This is a genomic window from Pseudonocardia halophobica (genome assembly GCF_027922425.1).
In the GTDB taxonomy this organism is placed as follows: domain Bacteria; phylum Actinomycetota; class Actinomycetes; order Mycobacteriales; family Pseudonocardiaceae; genus Pseudonocardia; species Pseudonocardia halophobica.
Window position 1 is genome coordinate 24,809 of sequence record NZ_BSFQ01000043.1, and the last position, 12,938, is coordinate 37,746.

At 74.9% G+C, this 12,938-nt stretch carries 9 protein-coding genes; 1 reads left to right on the plus strand and 8 read right to left on the minus strand.

Annotation, left to right across the window (positions count from 1 at the left end):
- Window positions 1-31: 31 nt before the first annotated feature.
- A complete protein-coding gene (locus PKE99_RS31810; protein ID WP_037047540.1) occupies window positions 32-760 on the plus strand; it encodes a VOC family protein in 729 nt (242 codons plus the stop codon).
- Here the strand turns inward: PKE99_RS31810 and PKE99_RS31815 are convergent.
- From PKE99_RS31815 to PKE99_RS31850, 8 genes are all read right to left on the minus strand, one after another.
- Window positions 757-1,395 carry a response regulator gene (locus PKE99_RS31815; RefSeq protein WP_037047543.1) on the minus strand — a complete coding sequence of 213 codons (639 nt, stop codon included), beginning with the start codon at window positions 1,393-1,395 and terminating at the stop codon, window positions 757-759. The genes PKE99_RS31810 and PKE99_RS31815 overlap by 4 nt on opposite strands.
- Complete coding sequence (locus PKE99_RS31820; RefSeq protein ID WP_037047546.1) at window positions 1,377-2,501, minus strand: hypothetical protein; 1,125 nt, start codon at window positions 2,499-2,501, stop codon at window positions 1,377-1,379. Before PKE99_RS31820 ends, PKE99_RS31815 begins: the two co-directional genes overlap by 19 nt.
- Window positions 2,489-3,598: a sensor histidine kinase gene (locus tag PKE99_RS31825; protein ID WP_051737642.1), complete on the minus strand. Its 1,110-nt coding sequence runs from the start codon at window positions 3,596-3,598 to the stop codon at window positions 2,489-2,491. Before PKE99_RS31825 ends, PKE99_RS31820 begins: the two co-directional genes overlap by 13 nt.
- Window positions 3,599-3,676: 78 nt before the next feature.
- On the minus strand, window positions 3,677-7,240 hold the full coding sequence (mfd, locus tag PKE99_RS31830; RefSeq protein WP_037047549.1) for a transcription-repair coupling factor: 3,564 nt from the start codon (window positions 7,238-7,240) through the stop codon (window positions 3,677-3,679).
- A gap of 104 nt (window positions 7,241-7,344) precedes the next feature.
- Entirely contained in the window at window positions 7,345-10,710 is a 3,366-nt protein-coding gene (locus tag PKE99_RS31835) for a S41 family peptidase (protein WP_037047551.1), read from the minus strand.
- 60 nt (window positions 10,711-10,770) lie between these two features.
- Window positions 10,771-11,040 carry a DUF2277 domain-containing protein gene (locus tag PKE99_RS31840; RefSeq protein WP_037047553.1) on the minus strand — a complete coding sequence of 90 codons (270 nt, stop codon included), beginning with the start codon at window positions 11,038-11,040 and terminating at the stop codon, window positions 10,771-10,773.
- A 45-nt stretch (window positions 11,041-11,085) separates the two neighbouring features.
- Complete coding sequence (locus PKE99_RS31845) at window positions 11,086-12,117, minus strand: NAD-dependent epimerase/dehydratase family protein (RefSeq protein WP_037047555.1); 1,032 nt, start codon at window positions 12,115-12,117, stop codon at window positions 11,086-11,088.
- Between the two features lie 62 nt (window positions 12,118-12,179).
- Entirely contained in the window at window positions 12,180-12,851 is a 672-nt protein-coding gene (locus PKE99_RS31850; RefSeq protein WP_037047558.1) for a PIG-L deacetylase family protein, read from the minus strand.
- Window positions 12,852-12,938: the final 87 nt, after the last annotated feature.

Below are 12,938 nucleotides of genomic sequence, written 5' to 3' on the forward strand. Positions count from 1 at the left end.
GATCCGCGGATCCGGCCCGTACGCTGCGGCGATGACGAACCGGCTGGCCAACGTCGTGGTCGACGGCACGGACCCGCGGCGGCTGGCCCGGTTCTGGGCCGAGCTGCTGGGCTGGCCGGTCGCTCACGAGTCGGACGACGAGGTGGACGTCCGGTCCCCGCACGCGCCCTGGACGTTCGACCTGGTCTTCGGGTCGGTGCCGGAGCCGCGGAGCGGGAAGAACCGCATTCACCTCGACCTCGCGAGCAGCTCGCCCGGCCACCAGCTCGAGCTCGTCGAACGGGCCGTCCGGCTCGGCGCCCGGCCCGCCGACGTCGGCCAGCACGCCGTTCCGTGGGTGGTGCTCGCCGACCCCGAGGGCAACGAGTTCTGCGTGCTGGAGCCCCGTGAGGAGTACGCCGGGGCGGGTGCGCTGGCCGCGGTCGTCGTCGACGTCCCGGACCCCTCGGCGGCCGCGGAGTTCTGGTCCGCGGTCGCGGGCCTGCCCGTGGGCCGGGACGACGGCACCGTGGCCGGTCTGCGCCCGCCGCCCGGCCTGCCGTGGCTCGAGTTCCTGCACTCGACCGCGCCGAAGACACGCAAGGACCGGCTGCACCTCGATGTCGACCCGGTCGGCGACCAGGCGGCCGCGGTGGCCGAGCTGGAGCGGCGCGGCGCGACCCGGGTGGACGTCGGGCAGGGCCCGGAGGTGTCCTGGGTGGTCCTGGCCGACCCGTGGGGCGGGGAGTTCTGCGTGCTCCGGCCCGGGGTGACGGGCTAGAGCCCCGCGAGGTCGATCAGGCCGTCCTGCAACGCACGGGCCACCAGCGCCGCCTTGGTCGTGGCCGGGCGGCCGGCGTCGGCGTACTTGATCCGCACCCGTCCGATGTAGGTGTCCACTGTCTTCACGGAGAGGTGGAACCGCTGCGCCACCAGCTGCTTCGAGTCGCTCTCGAACCAGGCCAGCAGGACCTCGCGCTCGCGCTCCGACAACACCGGGCGGTCCGGCCGGGGGTCGGCGGCCATCGCCCCGCCGAGCACCGGCGGCGTGTAGGGGCGGTCCTGGACCACCGCGCGCAGTGCCGGGATCAGGTGCTCCGGCCCCTCGGCCTTGGTCAGGTAGGTGGCCGCACCCAGCTCCAGGCAGCGCAGGGCGGTGTCGCTGTCGGCGTGCTGCGAGTAGACGACGACGCGGCGGCCGGCGTCGACGAGCCGGGCCAGGTCGCCGTAGGCCGGGGAGCCCGACCCCAGCTGCAGGTCGAGCACCACGGCGTCGGCGGCCGGCTCCTCGAGCGCCACCTCCACCCGCGCTCCCGAAGCCAGCACCCGGATCTCCGGCTCGGCGCGGGCGCACCAGGCGCGCACGCCGTCGACGATCGCCGGGTGATCGTCGACGATCACGATCGAGGGGCCCATCTCGCCTCCACCCATGTCGCACCGTCGGCCTCGACCGTGCTGGTACCCACATCCGCGACGTCCAGCCCCGGTACCCGCGCGGCGCCGTCCGTCACCACCCCGACCACCACCGCCCCGGCGACGCCGGCGAGCGTGACGCGGGCCGCCGCCCGGGCCGCGTGCAGGGCGGCCTCCGCCGTGGCGAGCAGCGCCCCGGCCGCGTCGGCCGGCAGGACGGGCCGCTGTCCCCGCTCGGAGTACCGCACCACCACGCCGCGCCGCTCCGCGATGTCGATCAGCACGGCGAGCTCGGCGGCCAGCGCGTCGGCGGCGTCGCCCTCCTCCGCGAACATCCGGCGCAGCCGTGCGGCCGCCCGGGCCGCGGCCTGCTGCACCTCGGGATCGGAGGGGGCGAGCGTGCCGTCGCCGATCCCCTGCAGCAGCGGCAGCGCCACCGCGCGGAGCTCGGCGTACCGGGCCTCCCGGTCGGTGTGCACCGTCCGGGCGACCTCCTCGGCCGTGCGCGCCCGCGCCTCCGACTCGGCGGCCTCCGCGGCCTGCCGGGCCACCGTACGCAGCGCCGACCCCGCGAGCGCGATGGCGAGCTGGAACGACGTGATGCCCACGGCCGTGACCCCGAAGGTCACCAGCGTGAGCTGGTCCGTCCGCCCCGTCGCGACCAGCAGCCCGAGCAGGAACAGCAGGTGCACCACGATCAACGCGACGAGCCCGCGCAGCCGGGCGCCCGCGAACAACAGCAGCCAGATCCACCCGACGACGCCGTACCCGACGTGCGCCGGCCCGACGACCTGCGCGGGGTCGAGGGCCAGGGCGATCAGGACCGCGAGCGCGAGGACGCCGAGCGCGACCGGCATCCGGGCCCGCCCCCAGAAGCGGTGCCGCGCCACCAGCACGGCGTCGACGGCCGCGACGGCGACGAGCAGCCCCCAACCGACGGGCGCGACCCACGGCGGGTGGAAGGCCGCCGCCCCGTCGAGCAGCTTCGGCAGGCTGAGCCCGAAGAGGATCACCAGCGTGATCACGGTCTGGGCGATCCGCAGGCCTCGCAGCAGACGGACCTCGAGATCGCTCGGCACCGCGTCGGCGGGCCCGCTCACCGCGGCCACTCCAGCCGCACCTCGGTGCCCTCCCCCGGCGCCGACCGGACGACGGCCCGGCCACCGGCCCCGGCCATCCGCTCGGTCACCGAGAGGGCCAGCCCGACCCGGCCAGCGGGAACCCGCGCCGGGTCGAAGCCTCGCCCGGCGTCGCGCACGGTCACCCGGACCCGGCCCACGTCGACCACCGCACCGACCTGGGCGGTCCCCGTCCGCGCGTGCCGGGCGACGTTCTCCAGCGCCTCGGCCAGCGCACCGCCCACGGCGCCGGCTGCCGCCTGGGGCAGCCAGAGATCGCCGTCGGCCCGGAGGTCGACCGGGATCCGAGCGCCCTCGACGGCGTGGCGGACCACCTCCTGCAGGCAGCCGGCGGGCGTGGTTGCGCCGTTCAGCGCGGCGACGTCCCGGGCCACCTGATCGCGCAGCCACGGCTCCCGGCCGTCGACGCCGCCGAGCCCGACCATGAGCAAGGTGCTCGCGGCGGTGTCGTGCACCGTCGCCCAGTGGGCACGCTGCTCGGCGCGCCGCGCCCGGGCCAGCTCGGCCTCCCGCTCGGCGGCGAACCGGCGCGCCATCCGCTCGTCGGCCACCTCGCCCCCGCGCTCCACCAGCCGTCGGACCAGCCGGGACAGCGCCACCTCGACGGCCGTCCAGATCCCGCCGACGGCGAGCGCCTGCCCGACCGTGACCTCCGGCGCGAGCGCGGCCCCGACCACGAAGGCCAGGCACACGGCGGCCGCGGCGAGCGCCCCGGGCAGCGGCCGCACGTGCCACTGCAGCGCGACGACGGCGACCGACGCCACCGGTGACACCCATCCCAGCATCCGCAGCAGCAGCGCCGGGTCCACGAGGAGCGGCTGGGCCAGGCACAGCGCGCACATCACCGCGATATCGACGATCCAGACCCAGGTCCGCGGCCGGGTCCGCATCAGGTACAGGTAGGCGACGCTCCACCCGAACAACGCGACCGCGACCGCGCCGCAGACCACCGGCCCGGCCGGGGGGTCGGCGAACGGCGCGGCCAGCGCCATCAGCATCCCGACCAGCGCCCGGGCGCCCGCCGCGTAGCGCAGGGCGAACCGGTCGATGAGGGTCGCTGTCGACATGTCGGGAGGCTGGTCGCAGGGCGCGACCACGCCGTTACATCCCGCTGCTCAGGGGCTGGACGACTGTCAAGCGTTCCCTCAGGCGTTCACCGTGACCGGGGCCGCCAGCTCCTTCACCAGCGCCGTCAGCCAGTCGAGCAGCTCGGTGTCGCGCAGCGCCGCCCCGCCGATCCGGTTGCCCGCGGCCGGCTTCGGCACGGTGACGAGCCGCGCCGCCGCCTTGTACTGCCCCTTGGGGTGCAGCCGCTTGAACCGCATCTGCCTCGACTCCGGCAGCTCGACCGGGCCGATCCGGATCTGCGTGCCTGCGACGGCCACCTCGGCGATGCCCAGCTCGCGGCACAGCTGCCGGAACCGGGCGACCGCGAGCAGGTTGAGCACCGGCTGCGGCGGCTCGCCGTAGCGGTCCTTCAGCTCGTCGACGATCGCCTCGAGGTCCGCCTCGTCCGCCGCCTCGGCGATCTTGCGGTAGGCCTCCAGGCGCAGCCGCTCGCCGTCGACGTAGTCGTGCGGGACGTGCGCGTCGACCGGCAGGTCCACCCGCACCTCGGCCAGCGGCTCCGGCTCCTCCTCGCCCGGCGCGCCGCCCGCCTGCTTGCGGAAGGCCGCGACGGCCTCGCCGACCAGCCGGATGTACAGGTCGAACCCGACGCCGGCGATGTGGCCGGACTGCTCCGCGCCCAGGATGTTGCCCGCGCCGCGGATCTCCAGGTCCTTCATCGCGACGGCGGCGCCCGAGCCCAGCTCGGAGTGCTGCGCGATCGTGGCGAGCCGGTCGTGCGCGGTCTCGGTGAGCGGGTGCTCCGGCGGGAACAGGAAGTACGCGTACCCGCGCTCGCGGCCACGCCCGACGCGGCCGCGCAGCTGGTGCAGCTGGGAGAGGCCCAGCGTGTCCGACCGCTCGACGACCAGCGTGTTGGCGTTGGAGATGTCCAGGCCGTTCTCGACGATCGTCGTGCAGACCAGGACGTCGAACTCCCGGTGCCAGAACGCGTTGACCGTCCGCTCCAGCACGTCCTCGTTCATCTGGCCGTGCGCGACGCCGATCCGCGCCTCCGGCACGAGCTCCTGGATCTTCTTGGCCGCCCGGTCGATCGAGGTGACCCGGTTGTGCACGTAGAACACCTGGCCGTCGCGCAGCAGCTCGCGCCGGATCGCGGCGGCGACCTGCTTGTCGTCGTAGGCACCGACATAGGTCAGCGTGGGGTGCCGGTCCTCGGGCGGGGTGGTGATCGTGGACATCTCGCGGATGCCCGCGAGGCTCATCTCCAGCGTCCGCGGGATCGGCGTGGCGGAGAGCGTGAGCACGTCGACGTGCGTGCGCAGCGCCGTGATGTGCTCCTTGTGCTCCACGCCGAAGCGCTGCTCCTCGTCGACGATCACCAGGCCGAGGTCCTTCCAGCGGATCCCGGTCTGCAGCAGCCGGTGCGTCCCGACGACGACGTCGACGGTCCCCGCGGCCAGCCCCTCGATCGTCTCCTTGGCGTCCCCCGGGTCGGTGAACCGGGACAGGCCCTTCACGGTGACCGGGAAGGCGCGCATCCGGTCGGCGAAGGTCTGCAGGTGCTGGGTCGCCAGCAGCGTGGTCGGCACCAGCACGGCGACCTGCTTGCCGTCCTGCACCGCCTTGAACGCCGCGCGGACGGCGATCTCGGTCTTGCCGAAGCCCACGTCGCCGGAGATCACCCGGTCCATCGGCACCGGGCGCTCCATGTCCCGCTTGACCTCGTCGATCGCGGCGAGCTGGTCCGGCGTCTCGGTGTACGGGAAGGCGTCCTCGAGCTCGCGCTGCCACGGCGTGTCCGACCCGAAGGCGTGCCCGGGCGACGACTGCCGCGCCGCGTAGAGCTGCACCAGGCCGGCGGCGATGTCCCGGACGGCCTTGCGCGCGCGGCCCTTGGTCTTGGCCCAGTCCGCGCCGCCGAGCTTGTTGAGCGAGGGCTGCTCGCCGCCGACGTACCGGCTGATCTCGTCGAGCGCGTCCGTCGGCACGAAGAGCCGGTCCGCGGGCTGGCCGCGCTTGCTGGAGGCGTACTCCAGCACCAGGTACTCGCGGGTCGCGCCCTGCACGGTGCGCTCGCGCATCTCCACGAACTTGCCGATGCCGTGCTGGTTGTGCACCACGTAGTCGCCCGGCTGCAGCGCGGCGAGATCCACGGCGTTGCGACGACGGGCGGGCATCTTCCGCGTGGTCGTGTCCAGACCGGCGCGCGTGCCCGTCAGGTCCGCCTCGGACAGCAGCACCAGGCCGATCTCCGGCGCGGTGAAGCCGTCGGCGATCCGCCCGCAGGTGACCGTGACCAGACCCTTCTCCGGGGCGTCGGTCAGCTCCTCGAGCAGCGTCGCGGGCACCTCGGCCTCGCCGAGCTGCTCCAGGCTGCGCTGCGCCGTGCCCTGACCCGCGACGACCAGGACAGCCGCCCCACCGGCGGCGGTGTGCGCGCGGAGGTCGACGAGCGCGCGGTCGGTGTCGCCCCGGTACGACTCGATCTCGTGCATGCCGGGGACCACGGCGTCGTCGGCCCCGGAGAGCAGCGGGGACAGGCTGACGACGGGCCGTCCGGTGGCGGTGGCGTGCCCGAGGACCTCGGTGAGGTCCCGGTAGGCCGAGGCACCGACGTCGATCGGGGCCGTGCCGCCGGTCCCCGCGGCGAGCCAGCTCGCCTCCAGGAACTCCTGCCCGGTCCGGACGAGGTCGTGGCTGCGCGTGCGGACGCGCTCGGGGTCGGCGACCAGCACGCGGGAGTGCGCGGGCAGCAGGTCGGTGAGCAGCTGCAGCTCCCCGGCCACGAGCGCCGGGATCAGCGACTCCATGCCCTCGGCCGGGATGCCCTCGGCGAGGTGCTCCAGGAGCTCACGCAGCTGCGGGTTGTTCTCGTGCTCGCGGGCCAGCGCGGCGGCGCGCTCGCGGACCGGGCCGGTGAGCAGCAGCTCGCGGCAGGCGGGCGCGACGACCTCGGTGACCTCCGGCTCCTCCATCGACCGCTGGTCGGCGGCGGAGAAGGCGCGCAGCTCGGAGACCTCGTCGCCCCAGAACTCGATGCGCACGGGGTGGTCGGCGGTCGGCACGAACAGGTCGAGGATGCCGCCGCGGACGGCGAACTCGCCGCGCGCGGTGACCATCTCGACGCGGGTGTAGGCCAGCTCGACCAGCCGCTCCAGCAGCTGCTCGAACTCGTACTCGGTGCCGACCCGCAGCGTGATCGGGTCGAGCGTGCCCAGCCCGGGCGCGATCGGCTGGATCAGGCTGCGCGCGGCCGCCGCGACGAGCCGCGGCGGGTCCTCCGAGCCGAGCGCGCGGAACAGGGTGAGCCGGCGGCCGACGGTGTCGGGGCGCGGCGAGAGCCGCTCGTGCGGCAGGGTCTCCCAGCTCGGCAGCACGGCCACCGCGGCCGGGTCGATCAGCTCGGCCGCGGCCGCGGCCAGCTCCTCGGCCTCGCGGTCGGTCGCGGTGACGGCCAGGACCGTGCCGTCCCCGGCCAGCCCGGCGGCCAGAAAGGGACGCAGCGCGGCCGGACCCTCGGCGCGGACCGCCGGCGTGTCGGCCGTGCGGGTGTCGACGGTGCGGGCGGCGTCGAGCGCCGCACCCAGGCCGGGGTCGGAGAGGGCGGCGGTGAGCAGACCGGACAGGCAGACGGCCACGGGACTCCTCGCGAGAGCATGCGGACAGACCCCTGCCCGGGTCGGGTGCCCGGACGGGGGTTGTTGATATCGACGATACGCCCGCCCCTTTTCTTCCCCTCCGGTCAGGGGCGGGGCGGCAGCGCGGGCTTGGCCCGGCTCGGACGGGTCGCCGGGTCCGGCGGGCCCACCGGCGGCCTCGACTCCAACGCCTCGAGGGCGATCCGGACCGCCGTCTCGAGCTGCGTGTCGCGGCCGGCCACCCAGTCCTGCGGCCGGACGACGACCTCGACGTCCGGGTCCACGCCGTGGTTCTCCACGGACCAGTGCAGGTCGTCGAACCAGAACGAGTACCGCGGCTGGGTCACGCGGGTGCCGTCGACCAGCGAGTACCGGCTGTCGATGCCGATCACGCCGCCCCAGGTCCGGACGCCGACGACCGGGCCCAGGCCCATCCGCTTGAACGCGGCCGTCACGATGTCGCCGTCCGAGCCGGCGTGCTCGTCGACCACCGCCACGATCGGCCCGCGCGGGGCTCCGTCGGGGTAGGTGGCGGGCGCGCCGTGCCGCACGACGTCCCACCCGATCACCTTGCGTGCCAGCTTCTCGATCACCAGCTGGGACGTGTGCCCGCCGGAGTTGCCGCGGACGTCGAGCACCAGCCCGTCCCGCCGGGCCTCCCGGGCGAAGTCGCGGTGGAGCTGCGCCCAGCCCGACGCGACCATGTCCGGAACGTGCAGGTAGCCGAGCCGGCCGTCGGACCGGTCCGCCACGAACGCCCGCCGGCCCGCGACCCAGTCGTGGTAGCGCAGCGTGGCCTCGGTGCCGAGCGGCCGCACGACGACCCTCCGCACCTCCCCGGCCGCTGTGCGGATCGTGAGCTCGGTCAGCGTGCCCGCGGTCCCGACGAGCAACGGGGCCGGGCCGAGCTCCGGGTCGACGGGCCGGCCGCCCACCTCGAGCAGCACGTCGCCGGCCTTGACGTCGACGCCCGGGTCGGACAGCGGGCTGCGCGCGCTCGGCGCCGAGGTCTCGGGCGGGAGCACGCGAGTGATCCGCCAGCCGCCGTCGCCGTCCGGCTCCAGGTCCGCGCCGAGCAGGCCGGGCCGGCCCGTCCAGTCCCCGCCCAGCCCGCGACCCACCACGTAGGCGTGCGACGAGCCCAGCTCGCCCTGGACCTCGTAGAGCAGGTCGACCAGGTCGTCCGCGCTGCCGACGGCCTCGACCAGCGGCCGGTACCGCTCCAGCTCGGCCGCCCAGTCGACGCCGGCCATGTCCTCGACCCAGAAGTGGTCCCGCATCAGCCGGCCCGCCTCGTCGAACATCTGGCGCCACTCGGCGGCCGGGTCGATCGTCACGGAGATCCGCCGGACGTCGATCTCGAACTCGTCCGCGTCGCCCTCCGACGGCACCGAGAAGCCCGACCGGTCCGGGCGCAGCACCCGCAGCGTCTGGCCGTCGCGCACGACGAGCCGGTTCCCGTCGCCGCTGACCGCGTAGCCGTCCGCGGGGTCGGCGATGGTGTCGACCTTGCGTTTCTTGAGGTCGTAGCGCTCCAGGACCGGGCGGGGGTCGTCGCCGCCGTGCCGGCCCTCGCCCAGCACGCCGGTGACCGGCACCCACAGCCACAGCAGGCAGTCCTTGGCGGCGCCGAGCGCGCGGTAGCGGCCCTCGGGGACCGGGATCGGGACGACGCGGGCGGTCAGGCCCTCGACGTCGATCACCGTCTCCGGCGGGCCGTCCTTCTTCTCGTCCTTCGCCCCGTCCCCGGCCTCGCCACCGGCAGCCTTCTCGGCGGCCTTCTCCGCGGCCTTCTCCGCGGCCGCGGCCTCGTCGCTGCTCTCCGGGGCCGGGAGGTCCTCGGGCTCCTCGTCGGCGGCGGAGACGGGACGCCCGTCCGGCCCGGCGCCGAAGGGCGACGGCGTCCGCGCGGCGAGCGGCACCAGGAACGGGCGCCACGAGGCCGGGAAGGTCAGGTCGAAGGAGTGCTCGTCGTAGATCGGGTCGAAGCTGCGGCGCGAGAGGAAGACCAGGTACTTCCCGTCGTCCGTGAAGACCGGGTCGGTGTCGACGAACCGCGGCTCGGTGACCGCGACGAGCGTGTCCGGGTGATCGTCGTGGGCGAGCCGCACCAGCATGATCCGGCTGAGCTCGGGCTCCACCGGGTCCTCGTAGGCCAGCCAGCGGCTGTCCGGGGAGAAGGCCAGCCCGGCGATCTCCCCCGCCGCGCCGCGGGCCGGCTCGCGCAGGGCACCGGTGGCGGTGTCGAGCAGGAGGAGCCGGCCGTCGTGCGTGGCCAGCGCGGCGAGCGACCCGTCCGGCGAGGGCTCCAGCTCCAGCACCCGCCCGAGCTCGCCGGAGCCGTACCGGACCGGTTCGGGTGCGCCGTCGGCGTGCGGGTCGAGCGGGGAGATCGCGACGGCGTCCTCGCCCGTGGCGTCGTCGACCCAGATCGCGCGGTCGTCGCCGAGGGGCTGGGCCATCCGCGCCCGGACGCCCTGCTCGGCGAGCAGCGTGCGCGCCGGGCCGTCGCGGTGGGTGAGGCGGTGCACGGTGCCGCGCACCCCGACGATGCTCGCGCGCCCGGTCCGGTCCGGGTAGGCGCCGTTGACCCAGCGGGCCGTGGTGATCCGGTGCGGCTCGCGGTCGGTCCGGGGCCCGCCGAGGCGGACGTCGAGGCGCCGCGGACCGGTGTCGCCGGTGTCGAGGGACTCGAGGAGGTACAGCTCGCCCGCGGACTCGTAGACCACGCGGGTCCCGTCCGTGGAGGCGTGCCGGGCGTAGAAGGCGGGCGCGCCCTCGCCGCCGTGGTCGGTGTGCCGGCACAGGTCGGAGAGCGTGGCACGGTCGACCGAGTAGAGGTTGCCCCAGCCCTCGTGGTCGGAGAGGAAGGCGATCCGGTCGCCGACCAGCATCGGCGCGTCGAGCTGCCCCGCGAGCTCGGCGAGGATCCGCCGGAACTCGCCGTCGCCCTCGGGGTCCCACCACAACGTGCCCGCGGTGCCGCCGCGGTAGCGCTTCCACCAGGCCATGTCGCGGGCCATGGTGCGGCCGACGAGCACGCCGGGATCGCCCTGCGCGACCGCCGACACCGGCCCGTAGTCCAGCCGCCGCGGCCGCCCGCCCTCGGCCGGGACGGCGTACGCCCAGGTGTTCGCCCCGGTGTGCTCCCCGATCGCGGAGACCGCCAGCACCTGCCCGTCGGCGGTCCAGCCCGCCAGCCGGGTCCGCATGTCGCCCCAGAACGTGATCCGGCGGGCCGCGCCGCCCTCCGCGTCGGCGACCCGGACCTCGGGCGCCCCGTCCTTCCACGACGTCCAGGCGACCAACGTGCCGTCCGGCGAGAACCGCGGCCGCGCGGCCGGGACGTCGTCGGCGGTCAGGCGGAGGGCGCGGCCCCCGGCGAGCGGGGCGGTCCAGACGTCGTCCTCGGCGACGAACACGACCGTGTCGCCGGCGAGGTGGGGGAAGCGGAGGTAACTGCGGGACACGGCGCCACCGTATCCGCCGGGTCCGACAGGACCGTGGGACGTGGCGCCGGGCCACCGGTGTCAGCGCGCGTAGCGCTCCTGCGCCCTCGCCCGGGCCTTGGCCGCCTCCACCTCACGGTCCTTGGGCGGGGCGGTGGTCACGAGGTCGTCGAGCAGGTGCTGGGTGACGTGCGCGATCTCCGCCACCGCCCGGTCGAACGCCTCCTGGTTCGCCTGCGACGGCTTCGCCGACCCGCTGATCTTGCGGACGTACTGCAACGCCGCCGCCTCCACCTCCGCAGTGGTGGCGGGCGGCTCGAAGTTGTGCAGGGTGCGGATGTTGCGGCACATGCGCGCTCTCCCGGGCTCGACGTCGGCACCCGCCGTTGTAGCAGCTCAGGACGCGCGGATCACGTGCATACCAGCGTCGAGCGAGCCCTCGGCCTGGCGCGCCTTCAGCACCGCGAGCCGGGTGAACCGGTTCTCGAACGCGTCGCGGGTGAGCCCGCGCGCCCGGTACTCGGTCGCCAGCTGCTGCGCCCCCGCGGGGATCGTCCAGCTCGCCTCGAAGCCCAGCTCCTTGCGCGCCCGCGAGAAGTCGACCCGGTAGGAGCGCGGGTCGTTGCCCGCCTCGCCGGTGATGGCCAGCTCCGCCCCGGGCACCGCCTCGACCACGGCCTGGGCGATCTCGGCGACCGTCCGGTTGTTCTGCTCGGTGCCCACGTTGTAGGCCCGCCCGCGGACGACGTCGGCGGGCGCGGCCAGCGCCGCCACGACGGCCCCTGCGATGTCCTCGGCGTGGGCGAGCGGACGCCACGGGGTGCCGTCGGAGAGAACCTTGACCACGCCCGAGAGCACGGCGTGCCCGGTGAGGTTGTTGAGCACGATGTCGGCCCGCAGCCGCGGCGAGAACCCGAAGGCGGTCGCGTTGCGCATCGACACGGGGACGAAGTCGGCGTCGGCCAGCTCGGCGAGGTCGTCCTCCACCCGGACCTTGGACTCGGCGTAGGGCGTGACCGGCTTGAGCGGCGCGTCCTCGTCGACCAGGTCGTCACCGGACTGGGCGCCGTAGACGGAGCAGGTCGAGGCGTAGACGAACCGCCCGACCCCCGCGTCCTTGGCGAGTCGCGCGAGGCGCGTCGAGGCGTGGTGGTTGATGTCGTAGGTGATCTCCGGCGCGAGCGAGCCGAGCGGGTCGTTGGACAACGCCGCCATGTGCACCACGGCGTCGAACCCGACGAGCTGATCGACCGTGACGTCGCGGAGGTCGACGGCCAGCCCGGGGACGTCCGGGGTGTCGAGCGAGCCGAGGACGCAGGCGGCGAACAGCCCGCTGTCGAGACCCGTGACGTCGTGACCGGCGCCGGCCAGGATCGGGGCCATCACGGTGCCCAGGTAGCCCTGGTGGCCGGTCAGCAGTACGCGCACTGGTGTTCTCCTCGTCGCCGTTCCGCGGTGCACCGGGTGACTCGTCCGCGGCGCGCGGAGCATTAGTCGACCGGGTCGATCCCCGTGAGCGGCGCGACTCCCAGGACCAGCTTCTGGGCGTGGAAGGCCTCCGCGTACCGCGCGTGGCACTGCACGCCGCGCACCCGGGCGAGGCCGGCGAAGGTCTCGGCGTCGAACCAGGTCCGGTCCCGCTGGCTGCCGTAGTGCTCCAGGAGCTTGGTGATCTTCTCCCGCAGCACGGGCTCGGCGAGCGGCAGGTAGACCGACGGCTGCGCGAGGTCGCTCTCCCACTTGAGGATCTCGTAGCCGAGGGCGAGGTGGTCCCGGAAGACCGTGGGGATGATCTTCGACAGGGTCCGGTGGTCCTGGTGCGCGTCGTGGGCCGTCGGCCCGAGGATCAGGTCCGGCTCCCCCATCGCCCGGATCTCCTCGACCGCCTGCTTCGCGCGCTCCCACCGGACGGGGACGCGGCCGTCGGGCAGGTCGTGCACGATGACCTCGAGCTTCGCCCCGGGACAGAACGCGGCGAGCGCCTCCCGTTCCTCCTCCTCGCGGAGGGAGGCCCCGCCGGTCAGCACCATGGCGACGACGGAGACACCCGGGTGGGCGCGGCAGAGCTCGAGCAGTGCTCCGCCCGCCCCGATCGCGATGTCGTCGCAGTGGGCTCCGAGCAGGACCAGCCGGTCCAGGCGCTCGGGCAACAGGCTCAGCATCGTCGGGTTCAGCGCTCCTCGCGGACGGGACGGCACCGGACGGGCGCCGTGGTGCGGTCGGTGACGCCCACCAGCATCCCCCGCCGC